This is a genomic window from Bordetella sp. N (assembly GCF_001433395.1).
Lineage (GTDB): Bacteria > Pseudomonadota > Gammaproteobacteria > Burkholderiales > Burkholderiaceae_B > Bordetella_C.
This window is the reverse complement of sequence record NZ_CP013111.1, coordinates 1,776,424-1,794,524: the sequence shown is the minus strand read 5'-3', so window position 1 is coordinate 1,794,524 and position 18,101 is coordinate 1,776,424. Positions and strand designations below refer to the sequence as shown.

The 18,101-nt window shown below is 61.4% G+C and carries 19 protein-coding genes; 7 read left to right on the top strand and 12 right to left on the bottom strand.

The features are described from left to right. Positions 1–37: 37 nt before the first annotated feature. From ASB57_RS07710 to ASB57_RS30290, 6 genes are all read right to left on the bottom strand, one after another. On the bottom strand, positions 38–733 hold the full coding sequence (locus ASB57_RS07710) for an anti-sigma factor domain-containing protein (RefSeq protein WP_057651698.1): 696 nt from the start codon (positions 731–733) through the stop codon (positions 38–40). Beyond that, positions 730–1,332: a sigma-70 family RNA polymerase sigma factor gene (locus tag ASB57_RS07705; RefSeq protein WP_231755364.1), complete on the bottom strand. Its 603-nt coding sequence runs from the start codon at positions 1,330–1,332 to the stop codon at positions 730–732. Before ASB57_RS07705 ends, ASB57_RS07710 begins: the two co-directional genes overlap by 4 nt. Before the next feature lie 53 nt (positions 1,333–1,385). Further along, positions 1,386–1,925, bottom strand: coding sequence for a DUF3455 domain-containing protein (locus ASB57_RS07700; RefSeq protein WP_057651697.1), 540 nt, complete (start codon positions 1,923–1,925; stop codon positions 1,386–1,388). A 314-nt stretch (positions 1,926–2,239) separates the two neighbouring features. Then, on the bottom strand, positions 2,240–2,554 hold the full coding sequence (locus ASB57_RS07695; protein ID WP_057651696.1) for a hypothetical protein: 315 nt from the start codon (positions 2,552–2,554) through the stop codon (positions 2,240–2,242). Positions 2,555–2,626: 72 nt separating this feature from the next. Further along, positions 2,627–3,355 (bottom strand): arsenical resistance protein ArsH, encoded by a 729-nt coding sequence (arsH, locus tag ASB57_RS07690; RefSeq protein ID WP_057651695.1) that lies wholly within the window; start codon positions 3,353–3,355, stop codon positions 2,627–2,629. Continuing rightward, entirely contained in the window at positions 3,352–3,663 is a 312-nt protein-coding gene (locus tag ASB57_RS30290; protein ID WP_082621438.1) for a helix-turn-helix transcriptional regulator, read from the bottom strand. The genes arsH and ASB57_RS30290 overlap by 4 nt, the downstream gene beginning before the upstream one ends. Before the next feature lie 152 nt (positions 3,664–3,815). Here ASB57_RS30290 and ASB57_RS07680 point away from each other — a divergent pair, with 152 nt between their 5' ends. The 3 genes from ASB57_RS07680 to ASB57_RS30960 all read left to right on the top strand — a co-directional run bounded on the left by ASB57_RS07680 (position 3,816) and on the right by ASB57_RS30960 (position 6,313). Then, positions 3,816–4,157 (top strand): helix-turn-helix transcriptional regulator, encoded by a 342-nt coding sequence (locus ASB57_RS07680; protein ID WP_156414086.1) that lies wholly within the window; start codon positions 3,816–3,818, stop codon positions 4,155–4,157. After that, a complete protein-coding gene (locus ASB57_RS07675) occupies positions 4,144–5,406 on the top strand; it encodes a type II toxin-antitoxin system HipA family toxin (protein ID WP_057651692.1) in 1,263 nt (420 codons plus the stop codon). Before ASB57_RS07680 ends, ASB57_RS07675 begins: the two co-directional genes overlap by 14 nt. A 268-nt stretch (positions 5,407–5,674) precedes the next feature. Continuing rightward, entirely contained in the window at positions 5,675–6,313 is a 639-nt protein-coding gene (locus ASB57_RS30960) for a hypothetical protein (RefSeq protein ID WP_156414085.1), read from the top strand. 17 nt (positions 6,314–6,330) lie between these two features. On the opposite strand, the gene ASB57_RS07665 is transcribed toward ASB57_RS30960, so the two are convergent. Beyond that, the gene (locus ASB57_RS07665; protein WP_057651690.1) at positions 6,331–7,212 is read right to left on the bottom strand and encodes a glucose 1-dehydrogenase; all 882 of its coding nucleotides are present in this window, start codon (positions 7,210–7,212) and stop codon (positions 6,331–6,333) included. Here ASB57_RS07665 and ASB57_RS07660 point away from each other — a divergent pair. The 4 genes from ASB57_RS07660 to ASB57_RS07645 all read left to right on the top strand — a co-directional run bounded on the left by ASB57_RS07660 (position 7,211) and on the right by ASB57_RS07645 (position 12,439). Beyond that, positions 7,211–8,149: a DUF2167 domain-containing protein gene (locus ASB57_RS07660; protein ID WP_082621437.1), complete on the top strand. Its 939-nt coding sequence runs from the start codon at positions 7,211–7,213 to the stop codon at positions 8,147–8,149. The genes ASB57_RS07665 and ASB57_RS07660 overlap by 2 nt on opposite strands. A gap of 153 nt (positions 8,150–8,302) precedes the next feature. Further along, entirely contained in the window at positions 8,303–8,821 is a 519-nt protein-coding gene (locus ASB57_RS07655) for an RNA polymerase sigma factor (RefSeq protein ID WP_057656000.1), read from the top strand. Further along, a complete protein-coding gene (locus tag ASB57_RS07650) occupies positions 8,818–9,858 on the top strand; it encodes a FecR family protein (protein WP_057651688.1) in 1,041 nt (346 codons plus the stop codon). The genes ASB57_RS07655 and ASB57_RS07650 overlap by 4 nt, the downstream gene beginning before the upstream one ends. 193 nt (positions 9,859–10,051) lie before the next feature. After that, positions 10,052–12,439: a TonB-dependent receptor gene (locus ASB57_RS07645; protein ID WP_057651687.1), complete on the top strand. Its 2,388-nt coding sequence runs from the start codon at positions 10,052–10,054 to the stop codon at positions 12,437–12,439. A 50-nt stretch (positions 12,440–12,489) separates the two neighbouring features. On the opposite strand, the gene ASB57_RS07640 is transcribed toward ASB57_RS07645, so the two are convergent. The 5 genes from ASB57_RS07640 to ASB57_RS07620 form a co-directional block, all read right to left on the bottom strand. Then, positions 12,490–13,350, bottom strand: coding sequence for an alpha/beta fold hydrolase (locus tag ASB57_RS07640; RefSeq protein ID WP_082621436.1), 861 nt, complete (start codon positions 13,348–13,350; stop codon positions 12,490–12,492). 471 nt (positions 13,351–13,821) lie between these two features. Then, positions 13,822–14,538 (bottom strand): hypothetical protein, encoded by a 717-nt coding sequence (locus ASB57_RS07635; protein ID WP_057651686.1) that lies wholly within the window; start codon positions 14,536–14,538, stop codon positions 13,822–13,824. Positions 14,539–14,576: 38 nt separating this feature from the next. After that, the gene (locus ASB57_RS07630; RefSeq protein ID WP_057651685.1) at positions 14,577–16,685 is read right to left on the bottom strand and encodes a TonB-dependent siderophore receptor; all 2,109 of its coding nucleotides are present in this window, start codon (positions 16,683–16,685) and stop codon (positions 14,577–14,579) included. Between the two features lie 214 nt (positions 16,686–16,899). Continuing rightward, positions 16,900–17,316 (bottom strand): hypothetical protein, encoded by a 417-nt coding sequence (locus tag ASB57_RS07625; RefSeq protein WP_057651684.1) that lies wholly within the window; start codon positions 17,314–17,316, stop codon positions 16,900–16,902. Between the two features lie 79 nt (positions 17,317–17,395). Further along, positions 17,396–18,085: a DJ-1/PfpI family protein gene (locus ASB57_RS07620; RefSeq protein ID WP_057651683.1), complete on the bottom strand. Its 690-nt coding sequence runs from the start codon at positions 18,083–18,085 to the stop codon at positions 17,396–17,398. Positions 18,086–18,101: the final 16 nt, after the last annotated feature.

Genomic DNA, 18,101 nt, shown 5'->3' with positions numbered 1-18,101 from the left:
ATTGTATTTTTTGTAGGTCGTTTGACGCCTTGATGCACTACGTCGCCACGGCACGCCCGATCGAAAGAATTGGCCCGGTAGGCCGGTCGATGGGTGAACCTTGCGGCGGTTCAAGCGTAATCTCGAACAACTGATTGGGCTGCAGCGGTGGCAGTTTGTCGATAGGGACTTCGACGGATTCTCCAGGCCGCAACAATCCCAGTGACACCGGGCCGGACCAGCTGTCGGCCTTGGTCCAGAGCTGCAAGGCCTTGCCTGCCTGCATGGACTCCGGTTTCAGCGGGATCAGGCGCAACTTCTGATCGGCGCTGGCCTGTACCAGCCAGCCCGGCGTTTTATCCGACGGAGACGCGAGCACGACGACGAAGCGGGGCGGTGCCGTGGGTGCGCCCAGCTTGAATCCCAGCGCAACGGCAAGAAACAGCGCCGCGCAGGTCACGGCACCCGCGGCCAGGCGCCAGACGCGGATGTCGTCCCACCAGCGGCGCCAAAACGCCTGCCGGCCGGCGGAAATGCTTCGGCTTACGCGCTGCCAGACTTGTGGGGAGGGTTCAAGCGGCGCCACGGTGTCGGCCAGCGGTTGCAAGCGCGTTTCCCATTGGGCGACCAGCGCGGCCAGAACCGGTTCATGCGGCAGTCGTGCCGCGACTTCCTGCCTGCGTTCCCAGGACAGGGTACCGAGGACGTACTCGCCGGCAAGTTCATCGAGGGCGCTGAGTTCCTCCGGCGTCATTCCATGCACTCCCGCAGGGATTGCAGACCTCGACGTACCCATGCTTTCACTGTACCCAGTGGTGAGCGCAGGCGTTCCGCGATTTCGCTATGGGAGCAGCCGTCGATGTATGCGTACAGGATACTGGCTCGGGGAGAAGCATCCAGCTGTTCCAGGCAATGGGACAAACGGCCGCGCATCAACGGGTCGGTTTCGAACGAGAATGGATTGGGGGGCTGTGTAGCGTGGGTATTCATATGAGCCTCAAGCGTGTCCTCGTCGACATCGACTTCTTTGCTCTGGCGCCGAATGGTGTTGAGTGCCTGGTGACGGACAATGCTGAAGATCCATCCGCGGCCAGAGCCGCGGCTTGCGTCGAAGGTCGCGGCTTGGGTCCAGACATTCACGAAGGCATCGTGCAGTACGTCTTCAGCCAGTTGGCGGTCGCGCACGATGCGCTGAGCCACGCCTAGAAGGTAGGCGGCGTCTTGTTCGTAGAGCCGCCGCAATGCCTCCGTATCCTGTCGACGGCATGCGGCAATCAATGATTCGTAGTCGAACTGGTCCGTCTTTTCCTGCACTGGCACCCCTGAGAAGCGCTCGGCGGCATGCAGAAGCACGCCGCCGAAGATGGACTACGCCTTCAGGAAAATGCCTTTGGCGTGGGTTTGTGTCAAGAGGCTTTCCAGAAAATGTAGTCGGCCTGATATTTGACCGTCTGTTTGGCGCCTTTGGTGGCCATGGTGCATTGGGCGGTGGGAGCGGTGCCGCCTTGGGTCGCCAGGCGCTGGATATAGGTCACGCCTTGCATGGCGCCGGCACCCGTGGCGGGGTTCGCCTTGACCAGTTGCAGAGGAATATTGCCCGTGCCGGCGGGTGATACGGCCACCTGGGTCGCCGTCACCTTGGAGCCATCGTTGGATTCCCAGGTGGCAGGGGGGCCGTAGTATTTGCCGACGGCGCTGCCTGAGCGGTCGGTCAAAATGGCGTCGGGTCCGACGAAGGTCCATTCGAACTGGCCAGCGGCGTCTTTCTTTTCGCGGCACTCATACAGGATTTCTCCTTTACCGACGGTTTGCATGGAGACGCGATGGCCGTCGGGAACCTTGACGGCGTCGGCCACGGGGGGCGATGGGGCATTCGTCGACGTGTTGCTGGCGCAAGCACTGACTACGACGGGAGCGATCAAGCTGAATAAGACGATGCGTTTCATGGCAAATCTCCTGTGGCGGTTTGTTGGACCTGATGTCTCGAAAACGGGAGCATCAATAGGTCTACACACGAGATGACGATTTGGATGCAGCTCGATCGATTTTTCTTTTGACAGCCGGCGTGGCCAAGGGGATAAGGCCCGGAAGCAAAGCCAGACCTGGATCGGTGAACCTGCCCTCGAAGGAACTTATGTAAGGCGCATAATGTATATTATGTAAAGTTAGATATGGCGCGAAATGACCGATCAGGCTGTTCATGGCCCACCCTTCGTTTCATCGTGTGCCGGGATTGCCCCTGCATGCACGATCCATTCCTTTATCGATTAGCACCGACTTGGCCCTCCGGCAGTCTCTCCGCCGGCATCTTGAGCATCACCAACGCCAGATAACTACAAAGTCCAAGCACTGCCGTGACCCACAGCGCACCCACGCCCCAGCGGCTGACGCAAATGCCGAATAACCACGGCGCGGATGCCTGCGCCAGCCTGGCCGGAACCATCAGCACACCCTGGCGCATGCCATAGCCCTGCGTCCCGAAGATCGCCAGCGGCAGCGTGCCCTTGGCGATCGTCAGGATGCCGTTGCCGGCGCCATGCAGTAGGACGAAGGCTGACGCAGCCGGAGCGCCCAATGCGAGCAGGATCGCAGCGCCCGCTGGGTGCCCCCATGCCCAGGACGACGCGGCGGCGGCTGTGGAATTGCATCAGATGGCCCGCTGGTTGACGCGCTTGGACAGTGCTTCGGCCGATTCTTTGCGTTCGCTGTAGCGGTCAACCAGGTAGGAATTCATCCCGCGCGTCAGCAACGTGAATTTCACCAACTCTTCCATGACATCGACGATGCGATCGTAATAAGCGGACGGCTTCATCCGCCCTGCTTCGTCGAATTCCAGGAATGCCTTGGCAACCGAGGATTGATTAGGGATGGTGAACATGCGCATCCAGCGGCCCAACACGCGCATCTGGTTCATCGCATTGAACGATTGGGATCCGCCGCTGACCTGCATCACGGCTAGCGTCTTGCCCTGGGTCGGCCGAACCGCGCCCATCGACAACGGTATCCAGTCGATCTGCGTCTTCATGAGCCCTGTCATTGCCCCGTGGCGCTCAGGCGAACACCACACCATGCCTTCGGACCATTGCACCAGTTCGCGCAGCTCCGCCACTTTCGGGTGATCTTCCGGTGCACCATCTGCCAGCGGCAGCCCTTCAGGATTAAAGATTCGTGTTTCCGCCCCGAAGGCGGTTAGCAGCCGAGCAGCTTCCTCTGTGGTGTAGCGGCTGAACGAACGCTCCCGCAACGAGCCATACAGCAAGAGAATGCGGGGCGCATCGCGGCCCGCTGTCGGAAAACGGCTGGCGATATCGAGGTCCACCAAACGGGTGTCGAGGTTCGGCAGATCCGATATCGCGAGTTCTGAGGCTTTGTTCATAGGGCAGTTTTTCTGTCACACGCCGCACCTTCGCAGCAATGCTCGGTGAGATAGCCAAGCAAACCGTTCATGCAGGAAAAATCGGCGCGGTATATCAGGTTGCGACCTTGTTGCTCGACCGAAACCAGATGTGCATGTGCCAGCTCCTTCAGGTGAAAGGACAGCGCGCTGCGGGCGATGCCGAGCTGGTCGGCAATGACGCTCGGATTCAGCCCCGCCGGGCCGGCAACGACCAGCGCGCGGAAGACGCGAAGGCGTTGGGCGTGAGCGAGGGCACCGAGAGCGGAGACAGCTTGATCTTCATTCATGGTTTTATAATACAAGGATCATTGAACTATTAACAAGTCTGAAGATAGCTTGGCCCGAGGTATCCCGCACGCTCGGAATCCGGCCGCGGGTTTAGAAAGCTCAGAAGTCTCCTTGAAGTCGTTCAAAGATCATGTATTATGGTTGTCAAAGCGTGATCTATGAACAACTCAAAATGCCAAAAAAGATTGTCGTTGCCCCTTTCTTGAGCGCCGGAGTGGTATCCAGGCTTGTCCAGTGGGGCAAGATCATCCGTACCCAGCGCGTGCGAACAAAAGTGACTGCCGGGGATTTTTGTGGGCGGATCGGAATCTCCTTGAGCACGCTGCGTCGCCTTGAGGCCGGAGACCCCGCCGTAAGCGTCGGCAGCTATTTGGCGGCATTGAGTGCGCTCGGCGTGCTTGACTTGGCCGTCCCCCACCCTGGCGAACAGTTGATCGTAGGAAGCCCGCGCGCAAGAGCGCCGAAAACCCCGAAAGACGATGACTACTTCTAAGCCAATTTTCATCTACCTGCAAAGACCCGACGACGGCTCTTGGGTAACGGTCGGCCGCTATCGGCGCGATGGCACGGGTGTAGGCCTGTTTCAATACGCGCCGAGCTATTTGGAGGCTGGACTACCGTGGAGCCTCGATCCGGTCAACCTTCCTCTCACCGCCGGCGTAGAGTACGCAGCAACTCGCTATGGCGGTCTTCATGACGTACTGCGCGACGCCTGCCCGGACGCATGGGGGCGCGCGCTAATTCAGCGAGAGTTCGGAATCAGTGAGTTCGCCCCCCAAGTCGAATACCTGATGCTGGCCGGGAACTCCGATCGTTGGGGCGCGATCGCCATCGGAACAGGGAAGAAACCTCCAGCAGCGCAAATCGCCACGCCGCCCATATCGTTGATTCAAGATCTGGCGGCGGAGCTCCAAGCGATGCAAATGCATCGCCCTGCGATCCGCCCAGAGCTACGCCGCCGGCTGGTGGCGACCCCAAGCATGGGGGGCGCACGACCCAAAGCTGTCGTGAGGGAAGCCATCAAGGATGGCGGTGCCTTCTGGTTGGTCAAGCCCATTCTGGCATCTGACACCCAGGACATTCCTCGCTTGGAGCACGCGGTCCAGGCCTGGGGCACGCTTGCTGGTTTAGATTTCGCGGATACCCGACTGATACCCGCCGGAGAGACATCGCCTCTTAGCCTCTTTCTCTCCAAACGCTTTGATCGCCAGGACGGGCGTCGACTGATGACCCTCAGCGCGGCGTCCCTCTTGCAGACCGAATACCCCGCACTAGGGGGCGTCGCCGATCAGCCTGCTTGGACATATCCCGACTTGGCTCACACGTTAATCCAGATTGGCGCGCCGCATGAAGACGCCCTCGAAATTTTCGATCGCATGATCTTCAACGCCTTGATCGGCAATGACGATGACCACCCTCGGAACCACGCCATTGTGTTCGATCAGTCCAAGGAGCAATGGCGGCTCGCGCCGGCCTATGACGTCGTTCCCAACGTGGAATTCACGCCGAATAGACTGGCCATGCGGCTATCCCGCGGAAATCCGGAAATCAGTCGTGTAGCGGCAGTCGCGGACTGGAAGGCATTTGGCCTGCGCTCCGAAACTCAGGCCAATGAACGGATCGATCATCTCCTTGCCCGATTCCAGGATACCTATCAGGACATCAAAGAAATCCTCGATGACTCATTGCGCGATCTGATGTCAGATCGCATTGTGCAGACTTGCCAGCTATTGGCGCCGTAGCGTCGGCCGGTAGCGCCCCATTCTCCCTGATCCCGGCTGGTGCACCGGCTCTGCGCCCGTTCCGACTGGCTCGACTACCACCTATAGAGTCTGAGTTGATTGAATGTGGAATTTCATCATTCATCAAACGACCAGGCGAGATTGTGGATTTGGTTTGGGTAATAGAAGGTCATTTAGACCTATCTTCACTGATTGTCTCCCAGACCTGTATTCTCGCTGCTTGCTAGCCGGACTCTACCGTAAGAACTAACTGCTTGTGCAGAGGACCATGCTCGAAATTACGGAAAGCGATATTGCAATCTTGGGGGATGCCGAACTGCGCACCCTGGTCGCCCGGCTCGCCGTAGCCGAGGTCCGCGCGCAAGGCGGTCCGATCTCCTCTGTGACTGCAGGCGGAGATCAGGATGCTCCCGACGGCGGCCTTGACGTCCGGGTCGATCGCCCCGCTCCACTTGGTCTACCTGACTTCGTTCCGCGGCGTTTGACAGGGTTTCAAGTGAAGAAATCCAACATGCAAAAGAGCATGATCGCTGCGGAGATGCGGCCGCGTGGGCTCTTAAGGCCCGTCCTTACTGAACTGGCGTCTTCCGCCGGCGCCGGCATCGTCAAACGCGTGCATGACGACGCCACGCGCCTGTTGGCGAAACGCAAGAACCCGTTCTACTACATCAAGGACCAGCCGGCCGACGACGCCCTGTTCCTGCGGACCGTGGGACGCCTGTCCAGCTTCGACTTCGCTGCGCGCACCACGGTAGAGGAGACCGGCCAGATCATGGACCAGGCAATGCAGGCGGCCATCCCCGGAAGCGGCCACGACGTTGCCCTGGCGGCCGCACGCACCAAGGTCGTCGTCGACGAGCAATATTCCGTCAACCAGACTGCCTTGCCCGCGACCGGCTTTTTCTGAGTTCAGCCCTGCAGCCCTTACAGCATCGGCATCCCGCCCGTGACCGGGATCATTGCCCCCGTGATGTAACGGCCTTCATCCGACGCCAGCAAGACATAAGGTGGCGCGACCTCGGCAGGCTGGCCCGCGCGTCCCAGCGGTGTGGCGGATCCTAATTTCTCGATTTCTTCAGATGACTTTGTGGATGGCTGTAGCGGCGTCCATATGGGGCCGGGCGCAACGCAGTTCACACGTATGCCCTGCGGCGCCAGCAGCTTGGCCAGGCCCGCGGTAAAGGTTGCGATGGCGCCCTTGGTCGTGGCGTAGACGAGCATCTCGGCATTCGGGATTTTTGCGTTGACGGACGTGGTGTTGATGATGGACGAGCCGGGCTTCATATGCGGCGCGGCGATCTGGCAAAGGTCGAACATCGCGAAGACGTTGGTGCGAAACGTCTGCTCCACCTCTTCGGGCCGGATGTCCTCCAGTTTGCGGTGGATCGGCTGCGTGGCGGCATTGTTGACCAGGATGTCCAGTCGGCCGAAGGCTTGTACCGTCTTGTCGACGATGGCGCCGCAGAGGTCACGAGCAGAGATGTCGCCTTTCAATAACAGCGCTTTACGGCCCGCTTCTTTCACCAATCGGGCCGTCTCTTGTGCGTCCGCATCCTCGTTCAGATAGGAAATCGCCACATCCGCGCCTTCGCGGGCATAGGCAAGCGCTACCGCGCGCCCTATCCCCGAATCACCGCCGGTAATCAGCGCCACCTTGCCCTTCAGCAGCCCCTTGCCCCGATAGGACTGCTCGCCGTGATCCGGCTGCGGATTCATGGGACCCGTTTCACCAGGAGGCTTCTGGTGCTGAGCGGGAAACGGCGGCGTGGGCTGCGCATTGCGCGGATCATTGTTGGAGGTGGGCATGCGAATCTCCTTGAAACTGGGCAAAGCTTCTAGGGTGCAAGCCTTATGCCGATTGCCGCGCGTATTACATCCCGCGACATCTCATGCCCTGGGATTCATAAAATTGTCAGCGACCGACCTCAACAATCATTCGGATCAAAATTCCACTGGAGGTAATGCTGTGCCCGCCAAGATCTTTGCCGCTTTTGCCCTCGCCTGCGCGACGGTGGCTTACAGCTCCACCCCGTTCGCGGAATCGGACGCCGCCCAACAGGAGATCAATGAGGCCGGCAACGCCGCGGCGCGCGCTGCCCAGCATAGCGGCGTGGTCCGTCTTGGCGATCAGGCGACGATTACGCTTCCGCCGAACGTGGACTTCGTCCCGCGCGCGGAAGCCCAGCGGCTCATGCAGGCCTGGGGCAATGCGGCCGATGACTCGTTGATGGGCTTTTTCATATCGCCTGTCGGCGGGGAAGCCCAATGGATCATTCCGGTTTTCCTGCAGCAGGATGGTCATATCCGGGATGACAACAGGAAGCAATGGGATGCCGGCAAGCTGCTGGAAACCATGGGCGCGAATACGCGCAAGCAGAATGAAGCGCGCCGCGCGCGCGGCATGCCGGAGGCGCAAGCCCCGGTTTGGCTGCAGGCGCCGAAATACGACGCCGCCAAGCACCGCCTGGTATGGGCCGTCGAACTCAAACTGTCGGGTGATTCGACCGACGGCGATCCGGCGGTCAACTACAACACCTTCACGCTGGGCCGTGAGGGCTACGTCGCCCTGAACCTGCAGACCAGCAAGAGCGAACTCCCCAAGCAGATTCCCGTCCTGACGAGCCTGTTGAATAGTCTTTCGTATAACAAGGGCAAGTGCTATACGGACTTCAACTCGGCCACCGACAAGATCGACGACTACACATTGTCGGGGTTGATGGGCAGCGGCAGCCCGGCGAAATAGCCGGGCCATGCTGCTGCACGGTCTGGTCACGCTCAGCGACTCAGGTCCCGGCCGACGCCAAACGCAAAGATACCTGGATGACAATGAGAACTATTGTTAATATTCGGCCGGCCGTTTTCTTGCCTTGCCGCTTATCCCCTCGCCGTCATCCTCATGTCTCGTCGCCGCCCCTCCGAATCCGGATGGCTCGCCCACTACCGCGAGCTGGTCGGGACATGGGTCAAGGGAAACTCGCGACGGCATGACGCCGAGGACGCGGCGCAGGAATCCATCATTCGGGTCATGGCGCAAGACCCTGCGGCTGCACTGAATCCCAAGGCTTATCTCTATCGCGCCGCGCAGAATCGGCTGGTTAGCGAGATTCGTCGCCAATCGCGCCATGAAACCGTGCCGCTGGAAGCGCTTGCCGATCAGGACCATCCGCTCTTAGCCAGCCCGGAGTCCGACCTGCGCACCGGCGAACTGTTGCACGCGCTTGAACAGGCGTTGGAACGGCTGCCTCTGAAGAAGCGCCAGGCTTATATCCTGCATCGTCTGGAAGGCTACACACAACCTGAGATCGCACAGCGCCTGGGTGTCGCGCTGAATACCGTGGAGCGATACATCATGGACGCGACACGGGAAATTCGCGAACAATTACACAGTTTCTGCCCACCGAACCCCGCGCCATGACCGAGCCTCTCCATCCGGACAGCCTGACCGATCCCCGCGATGCCGCGGCCTATTGGTTCGCGCGAGTCCGTTCGGACACGATGAGCGCCGCGGAGCGGCAGCAATTCGAAGCCTGGCGCCACAACGATCCCGCCCATGACCTCGAATACCGCCGCGCCGAGGGCATCTGGAATGCCGCCAACCTGATCCCCGCGGACAGGCTGCGAGCCTTGATGAGCGACGGTGCCGCGCCGACGACCAAGCCGTTCCAGAAAGAAGAAACACGCCACCACGCTGCCCCCCGGGCACCGCGGCCGAACCGTCGCCTGGTGCTGGGCCTGGGACTGGGCGGCGCCTGTGCGGCCGCCGTGGCGGCCGGCGTATGGCTGCCTCCCCTGCTGGAAGCGCCCTCCTTTGACCAGCCTTTCGCAAGCGGGCATGGCGAACGCCGCCAGGTCGCGCTACCGGACGATTCGGTCATGGAGTTGAACACCGATACGAACGTGTCCGTGCGCATGTATCGCGACCGCCGCCTGGTCGAACTGGCGGCCGGCGAAGCGGCCTTCACGGTCAGTCACAACGCCGACCGGCCTTTCTATGTGCAGGCGGGCGCCACCACGGTGCGCGTCACGGGTACGCGCTTCGATGTGCGCCGCGACGGCGATGCCGTGCTGGTCGCCGTCGAATCGGGCTCTGTCGAGGTCGCCGACGGGCCCTGGTGGCGCCGCGACAAAGCCGCCCTGACCAAGGGGCAATCGATACGCAACCGCGCGGGCGGCGGCCTGAATGCCATGGAGCAGTCGGACGTCGCGTCCCTGCTGGCCTGGCGCCAGGGCCGCATTGTCTTCCGCGATACCCGGCTGGCCAACGCGGTCGCCGAGATCAACCGTTATGCGCCCGCCCCCATACGGCTCGACGATGCCTCGCTGGCGGATATCCGCGTGGCAGGCGTCTTCAGCGTCGAAAACACACAGGCTTTTCTGGATCTGCTGCCCAATATCGCGGCGGTGCAAGTGCGGCGCCAGGACGACGGTAGCGCCCTTATCCAGCGCCGGTGAATCCAACCCTAGCTGATACACCATGCCCGGTCGGGCAAGCCCGGCATGAGAATGAGAATACATTCTGTTTCAATTATCTTGGCCATTTCCATCAGGGATCCGCACCGCCATGGCGTCCGTGTTGTGAGGCCCGCTGCTTTCAGCGCCAGCCAATGACATAGCAACCCTTCGCGCCCTAGCCCTGGACATTTTCGTGAATTCCCGCAACGCTGATTACCTGGCGCCGTCCGGCGCCTCGCCGCAACGCCACGCCTTGTCGCATGGCCTGACCGCCCTCACCGCCGCCCTGTGCATGGCATTGCTGCCGACGGCGCATGCCGCGCCAACCGACCAGGCGCCCGCCTTCGTCAACATCGCCGCTCAATCCCTGGGTAGCGCGCTGGTCCAACTGGCGAATCAATATTCGCTGTCCCTGGCCTACTCGCCGGATATCGTCGCAGGCGTGAATGCGCCCGCGGTATCGGGCAACCTGACGGTGGACCAGGCGCTGCAACGCCTGCTGGCGGGCACCGGCATCGAATACAAGCGTGATGGCAAGAATTTGTCCCTGTCTCGTCCGCCGGCGGCGGCCAACACCACGACGCTGTCCACGGTGACCGTGACCGCCGAATCGGCGGACGCGCGGACCGAGGGTTCAGGCTCCTACACGACCAAGAACGTAACGCTGGGCAAAGGCGAAACGGCTTTGCTGGATATCCCGCAATCGGTCAGCGTCATCACCCGGCAACGGATGGACGATCAGAACATGACGACCATCCGCGATGCCATGCAGCAAGCCACCGGCATCACGACGAAGATCAACGACAATCCGTATCTGAACAATCAGTACTACGCGCGCGGCTACGCCCTGTCGTCCGAACTGGACGGCATTCCCTCGTACGGCTCGCTCAACGTGGGCGCCCCGCAGTTCGACCTGTCCATGTACGACCGCATCGAAATCATCCGCGGCTCGGCCGGTCTGCTGGAAGGCAGCGGTGAACCTGGGGGGCTGGTGAACTTCGCGCGCAAGCGCCCCACCGCGGATTTCCAGGCGTCGGGAAGTATCTCGGCAGGATCGTGGGACTATTATCATTCCGACCTCGATGTCTCCGGCGCGCTGAACCAGTCGCAAACGCTGCGCGGCCGCGCGGTCATCGCCGGCACGGACCAGAACCATTTCTACGGCAACTCCAACGCTCAGTCCGCGATGCTGTATGGCATCGTCGAATACGACATCGATCCCTCCACCCTGCTGTCCGTGTCCGGCACCGTGCAGCGCGATGTGCGCAAGGGCATCATGTCGCAGCTGCCGGCCTACAGCGACGGCAGCCTGCTGGACATCTCGCCCAGGACCAATCCGTTTCCGGACTGGAGCAGCGCCCACCAAAATACCGAAGAAGGCTTCATCGAGCTGAATCACAACTTCCAGAACGACTGGAAGGGGCGCGCCAGTTTCCGCTACAGGCACTCGACCAATGACGCCAAGTACGTGGGCGTTTATACGGACGTCGACAGGGCCGACAACACCGTGAGTTATTTCCCGGCCGCCGACAAGACGGAGTTCGGCTGGGCGGGCGCGGATGTCAATTTCAGCGGGCCTTTCCACTTGTTCGGCGGCACGCATCGTCTGTTGATCGGTGCGAACTACGACCGGCTCGACAGCAAGGATAATTATTCCAATGTCGACGGCGGCACCATCGACTTCGACCAGCTGGTTCATTTGCCAGAGCCGGCCCTGCCCTATACCGGCGTGTACAAGGTTCGCACGGAGCAGTTCGGCCTTTATGGCCAGGGGCGGTTTCAACTGCTCGATCCGCTGACCCTGGTGGTGGGCGGCCGGGTGTCCAACTACAAGCAGTACACGGGTATCGGCGACTACGGCACCACGCCCGACATGGAAAAATCTCCTGGCTCGGAGACCCACAAATTCACGCCGTACGCGGGCCTGATCTATAAGGTGACGCCGGATACGTCGCTGTACGCCAGCTATTCGGACATCTTCGTGCCGCAATCGCAACTCAGCGCCAGCGGTTCGCCCTTGCCTCCGCGCAGCGGCAGGCAGTACGAGGCCGGGGTCAAGAGCAGCCTGTTCGATGGCAAGCTCAATACGTCGGCGGCCATCTTCCGGCTGCAGGACCGCAATCGCGCGTACTACGTCAGCGACGTGTTCTATTACCGCGCGGCCGGCCGCGTCGACATGAACGGCTTCGAAACGGAAATCAGCGGGTCGCCGCTACCCGGTTGGGACCTCAGCGCCGGCTACACCTTCCTGGACCCGCATTACGAAACCGAGCAGGACGATCTTTCCATGGTCACGCCCAAGCACAATATCAAGCTGTGGAGCAATTACCGTTTCCAGCAAGGATCGGTGCTGGAGAAATTCAATATCGGCGCGGGCATCCTGGCATCCAGCGCATTGAAGTCCAGCACGGTGAATACGCCGGGATATCTGACGGCATCCCTGCAGGTCGGCTATCAGATCAACCCCAAGACGAGCGCCACCGTCACCGTGGATAATGCTTTCGGCAAGACGTATTACCAGTCCGTCGGCTACTACGGCAATCCGCGCAGCGTCATGCTGACACTGCGAACGCGATTCTGATGTGAGGGCCCTGCGTGGCCCCCGACGCTATCGCCTGAAGTTCGCGGCCGTCACCGCGGCAGCGACTTCTCCCACTTGACCAGCGCATCGACCACCGCGGCCGGTGCTTCGGGCACCAAGGCGTGGCCGGCGCCCGGGATCACCACCAGCGTCACGCGGTCGCCGAATTCGTCCTTGACCTCGTTGCGCGTGGATGCCGGTTTGAAAGGGTCGTCGCCGGCCTGCAGGTCCAGCATGGGCGCCTTGCCGCCGGACCACCAGTCCGACTGTTTGGTCGCCTTGCCCGCCAGGCGCTGGCTTTCGTTGACTTGCGGATACCAACCCTTGAGCCAGACGCTGGCGTCGTGCCCTGGCGCGAAGAAAGCGAATTGCAGCGATTTCAGCCTTTGGTCGTCGGGCAGCGACAGGTCCGAGCTGCGGTCCACGTGTTCGCTCAATCCTGCCGGATAGGCTTTCGCGGCGGCCGCGACGAAGACGACCCCGCGCACCAGTTCCGGATGATCCACGCTGGTGGTGCGCGCGACCCAGTTGCCGAAGGCGTGGCCGATGATCACCACGGGCTGCCTGGCCTGGTCACGGATCACCGCCGCGATGTCCTTGGCCAGGTCATGAAGCGTGATGTCCTTCATGGGCCCAGTGCTCTGCCCGATGCCGCGCGGTTGCGGGCGTATTACGCGATAACCCTGTGCGGCCAGGCGCTGCGCGACGTCATCGAAGTCTTCGGCTCCGCGGCCACGGGAAGGCAGCAAGACCAGCGGCGTACCCTGGCCCTCCTCGATCACATCGATGCGGACATCCGGCGCGGTTTGCACCAGCACATGGTGACGAGCAGCGTCCGCGGGGGCGGCGGATGCGTTGCCTTGGAATACGCCGCAAATCGCCAATGCCATGGCGAGCATTTTTATTTTCATTGCTGTCTCCTTGATCGGGGTCACGCGCGCCGGCAGGTAACGAGATCGCCTCCGGTCGTCGCATCACAGCCGTGATATGCCAATAACAAATGCCCAGGCGTCACTTGAAAACTTTAGTCAGTCGACCGTGGGGAGTCAGCACGTTGGCTTGACGCAATATTGCAAGCGTCTGCTCCCGGCTGAGGAAGGCATACGGATTATTGGCCGACCTCGCTGGCATCTTTTTAGGGCCACGGGCGTTAAAGACTGTCGGCTCGACGAGCACCGCCGTCTTGAGCGCCCTTCCGGCACCCGCGATGACTACCTCACCCACGGCGCCAGCCGGGGAAGCGATGCCTACGGGAGAGGCATAACGACCACTCACGGCGGGCTTGGAAGCCACCCAACCGCTGTGTGTGTCGTCAGGTTTTCGTTTCGCAGTCATAGCGGGATTATCACATGCAAATGCGGGCACTCGCGCCACCGGCTCGCTTACCAGCGAATAATGTACGGCTTGTTTCCAAGCGCCCAGTACCCGTTGTCGCCCTTTTCGAGCATCATCCCTTCCCGCACCCACCCGTCCCCATCCGGGCTATAGCCGAACATGCGTCGGCGCAGGTCGGGGACGGCCAGCCAAGGTGTCGCGGCGTCGTCGAATTTCCAGGTGAAATTCACCCACGAGACTTCATTGGGATTTTCGTCGAAAGGATTCTTGGCGGGCGGCGTGAACTTCTGCACGCCGCCATAGGTCAAGCGCGCGCAGAAGCGATTGGTCATGACCAGTGTCTCGCCATTGCCGGAGCTTCTTCTTTCGTACTCCTGGTAGTCGTAGAACTGTCGTCCCAGCGGTGTCAGTTCCACGTGGCCCAAAGGCTTGTCGGGGCCATTGGGGCTCCAGTCAGGGCTCTTTATTTTCATCTTGCCGCTGCCGGCGTTGAGATCAACCGTGATCAGGCCGGCTTTGACCAATGCGTCCACCAATTTCTGCTGGTCTTCCAGCAGTTCGATGGTGATATTCCCCGGCAGCTCAGCGCCCAGAAGATTGACGCAGGAACCGCTTGGCGCGTACTGAGGATCGGCAAGGGCCGCTTCGATGATTGAGTCGGCCTTGTTTTTGCTGAAGTTCTCACCGAACAAAAAATAGCGGGCACCGATTGCGACCGCCGCCACCGCGATGGCGCTGCCGATAATCAACTTTTTATTCTTCATCAGTCTGCTCGTCTCTGTTCAGGTGGACGCATTAGACCTTAGAACCGATACGAGACCGTCAGCTGGGCCAGGCGCGGCGGGCTGGGCATCAGCGTGTAGTCGAAGGTCGCGGCCGAACCTCCCGTGTAGTATTTTCGATTGAACAGGTTGAAGACGTTCAATTGCGTCTTCCACGGGCCCTGCTGGTATGACGCCATCAGGTCCGTGCGTACGTAGCCGCCGAGTTTGAAAGTGTTGGGCGTGGTCGCCTCGCGTGAGCCGACGTAGTAAACGCCCGCGCCCACTTGCAGCCCAGGTACAGACTCCAGCTGATACACCGTCCACAAGCTGCCGCTGTGCCGCGGCGCATTGCTCAAGACATCGCCCACGGGCAGCGTCGTGTCGCTCCTCACCTTGGCAACCGTGTACGCATAGCTCGCGATGGCCTTCCACCTGGGCGTGATATTGCCCGTAATGTCGAGCTCCACCCCCTGGCTCCGCTGCTTGCCCGTGAGCACCTGCAGAATGGGGTTGGACGGATCGGTCGTCAGGATGTGATTTCGATTCAGATTGAACAGCGCCACGTTCACATTAAGGCGGTCCTGGATGACGTCGTGCTTGACGCCTATCTCGAATTGCTCCGCGACCTCCGCGTCGTAAGTCACATTGCTGCCGCTGTGGCCCACGTTCGGGGAATGGCTGCGGCTCCAGTCGGCAAAGAACGACGTGCTTGCCACGGGCTGCCATACCAGTCCCAGCCGTGGCGAACACGCCGTCTGTTGGCCGCGCCCGGTATCGGCGCCGCTTTCTTCGGCGCGGTTGACGAAGCGGTCGGCCCGCAGTCCGATCTGGGCTTTGAGTTGCGGCGTCAGCTCGATCAGATCCTGCAAGTACGCGCCGTAGTCCTTCCCTACCCCTTCATGGCCGGGCAAGGGATCGCCAGGAGTCAGTCCGGATAAATAAGCGGGGTTGAACAGGTCCAGGGTCATCGAGGAGACCTGCGACCCTTTGCTGCCCACCTTCAAATAGCCATAGTCGATGCCCGCGAGCAGGGAGTGTTTCAAGCTACCGGTCGAGAAGTCGCCCACCAATTCGGCCCGGGTCGAGTACTGGCGGGAATATTCGTTGGCCCCGCTGTACACGGAATAATCCAGAAGATTGCCCGTGGCCGTCGTGCTGTCGGGGAAGGACTGGGTCGAACGTTGCCGCGCTGACGCATATTGGCCCGCCAGGCGCAGTTTCCAGTTCTTCGACAGTTCATGCTCGAACAACAGCGTTTGCGAGAACGTGTCGTTCTTGCCGTAGTCTCCGTCCACGCCGGGATACATGCCATCGCGCAGGCCGTAGTACCGGGTCCGGGAGAGCTCCCGGTAATTGGAGACGGCCGGGACACCGAAGTCGAAGCCATCACGATTCAGGTGATTGAACTCGGTCAGTAGCGTCAGCGAGGTGCCCTGGTGGTTATTCCAGGTGATTGCCGGCGCGATGGACCATGAGTGATAGGACGCGTTGTCGCGGAAGGTCGAGTTGCTTTCCGCTGACGCATTCAGCCGAAAACTCACGTCGTCGCTCAGCACCCGATTCAGGTCCAGGGTGGAGCGCAGCAGTCCATGAGTGCCGGCCGTTACGCCAACCTCGCCGAAATTGTCCTGCTGCGGGCGCTTCGAAACGGTGTTGATATAGCCGCCCACGGCGCCGATGCCGCCGTAAAGGGCGCCGGCCGGCCCCTTGAAGATCTCGACCCTGTCGATATTCTGCACGTCCCGATACGCGTAGTAGCCGTAATTACGGAAGCCATCGCGCAGGCCGTTGCTTTCACTGAAGCCGCGGATGTTGAAGAACGTCGCGCCATTGCCGCCGTAGTTTGCCTCGGCGTGGACGCCGCTGACGTTGTCCGCTATCTGGTCGATGCGGATGACGCCTCGTTCCTGGAGTATCTCGGATGGAACCACCTGGATGGATGCCGGATAGTCCTTGAGCGGCGTGTCCGTCCTGGTGGTGCTGTTTGAAGTCGGGACGAGGTAATCGGAGGTTGGCGTCCCGGTCACGGTCACGGGAGGCAAAGTGGCGTCCGCCTTGAAATCGGCGGCTTGTGCCTTGGCGGCGGCAAGAAGACCCGCATGGATGAGAGTCGCGGCTACGCGGAATGCCACGGATTTGTTTTTCATGGTGTCGAGGCAAAAATAAGCGGTGTCGATACGCGCTGACCTGAAGGGAGGTCGCGCGCCCTCCCCGCACGTTATTGCGGTGTAAAGAAGGCGCGAGCGCGATGCACGGCATCCGTCAACGGGCATGCCGGACGGATGGGTTCAGGTTTTGAGGCTAGGAGAGGTGGCCTGCGGCCCTGGTTGGGCCTCGATGGGCCCGTGGCCCTAGACCGCCTTACGCCGCGGGCGGACCGCGTGGCCGCCCTGGTGACCTGGAGAGCAGATCGACGGGCAGCGCTTCAACGGGGGCCGCGGCCCTGTACGTAGGGACAGGCAGGGGCGGCAGCGTCCAGGCCAGCAGATAAAGCCCTGGCAGCACTGGCATGCCCAGCATTGCGCATCCTGGCGCGCAGCAGTGCGGCAGCATGTTCGCGTGAGGCCGGGCCAGGTCGGCCTTGTCAACCTCGACCGTCGTGTCCAACGTGATGACACGGGGACCGCTGGCGGTGCAAACGATGATGGTGGAGTGGGAACCGGATGACGCGATGGTCAGCGAACCGAGCGCCGACGCGGAGGCCCAGGTATGAAAGGCGAGCAGGAACATCGCGATGAACGCGAGGCGCGAACGGTACCTGCCATGGATGAGAGACATCGCCTTTCCCTGAACGATGCGCGGATGGTAGCACGCGTTTACACGCTGACGCGTGGGAAAAGCTGCCCCTCTGCCCGAGTCAGGTCTTCTGGGCGACGCGCAGGGACACTTCACGCCGTTGCCGGATCATCTCACGCGCGCTATGGCGCACCGTCTCTACCAGCGCGGGATCCGCCACGCGCGGGTGGCCACTTTCAAAAGGCGGCGCGGGATCGTACTCCAGCATCAGCTGCAGCGCCTTCGCGGCGTCCTCTCCGCGCAGGACACTGAGCACCGTGAACGCGAAGTCCAGGCCGGACGTCACACCGGCGCCCGTGATCCTGTCGCCATCGACCACCACTCGATCGGGAACGATTTCCACACCGAAGATCGCCAGCTGATCGATGGACAACCAATGGCATGTCGCCTTGCGGCCGGTGAGCAGTCCGGCCGCGGCAAGCAGCAGCGACCCCGTGCAGACCGACGTGACCAACCTCGCGCCGGCGGCCTGGGCGCGCAGGAAGTGCATGACTTCAGCGTCCTCCATCAGTGGCGTCTGGCCCGGACCGCCGGGGACCACGATGACGTCGTACTGGGGGGCGTCACTGAAGCCGCGGTCCGGATTGATCGACAGGCCCGTGTCTCCCTTGACCGGATCGCGGTTCTTCCAGACCAGTTCAGCGTGGCAGTCCGGCGCACGCGCGAGGACTTCGAAGGGTCCCAGGATGTCGAGCGACGTCATCATGGGAAAGACGAGCATGCCTATGCGGGTTTTCGGTGCGGTTTTCATACCGCCACTCTGGGCA

Coding starts and splice junctions, on each gene's coding strand:
- ASB57_RS07710 (WP_057651698.1), bottom strand. CDS start 733: ATGACGCCGGAGGAACTCAGCGCCCTCGATGAACTTGCCGGCGAGTAC.
- ASB57_RS07700 (WP_057651697.1), bottom strand. CDS start 1,925: ATGAAACGCATCGTCTTATTCAGCTTGATCGCTCCCGTCGTAGTCAGT.
- arsH (WP_057651695.1), bottom strand. CDS start 3,355: ATGAACAAAGCCTCAGAACTCGCGATATCGGATCTGCCGAACCTCGAC.
- ASB57_RS30290 (WP_082621438.1), bottom strand. CDS start 3,663: ATGAATGAAGATCAAGCTGTCTCCGCTCTCGGTGCCCTCGCTCACGCC.
- ASB57_RS07675 (WP_057651692.1), top strand. CDS start 4,144: ATGACTACTTCTAAGCCAATTTTCATCTACCTGCAAAGACCCGACGAC.
- ASB57_RS30960 (WP_156414085.1), top strand. CDS start 5,675: ATGCTCGAAATTACGGAAAGCGATATTGCAATCTTGGGGGATGCCGAA.
- ASB57_RS07660 (WP_082621437.1), top strand. CDS start 7,211: ATGCGAATCTCCTTGAAACTGGGCAAAGCTTCTAGGGTGCAAGCCTTA.
- ASB57_RS07665 (WP_057651690.1), bottom strand. CDS start 7,212: ATGCCCACCTCCAACAATGATCCGCGCAATGCGCAGCCCACGCCGCCG.
- ASB57_RS07655 (WP_057656000.1), top strand. CDS start 8,303: ATGTCTCGTCGCCGCCCCTCCGAATCCGGATGGCTCGCCCACTACCGC.
- ASB57_RS07650 (WP_057651688.1), top strand. CDS start 8,818: ATGACCGAGCCTCTCCATCCGGACAGCCTGACCGATCCCCGCGATGCC.
- ASB57_RS07640 (WP_082621436.1), bottom strand. CDS start 13,350: ATGAAAATAAAAATGCTCGCCATGGCATTGGCGATTTGCGGCGTATTC.
- ASB57_RS07635 (WP_057651686.1), bottom strand. CDS start 14,538: ATGAAGAATAAAAAGTTGATTATCGGCAGCGCCATCGCGGTGGCGGCG.
- ASB57_RS07630 (WP_057651685.1), bottom strand. CDS start 16,685: ATGAAAAACAAATCCGTGGCATTCCGCGTAGCCGCGACTCTCATCCAT.
- ASB57_RS07625 (WP_057651684.1), bottom strand. CDS start 17,316: ATGTCTCTCATCCATGGCAGGTACCGTTCGCGCCTCGCGTTCATCGCG.
- ASB57_RS07620 (WP_057651683.1), bottom strand. CDS start 18,085: ATGAAAACCGCACCGAAAACCCGCATAGGCATGCTCGTCTTTCCCATG.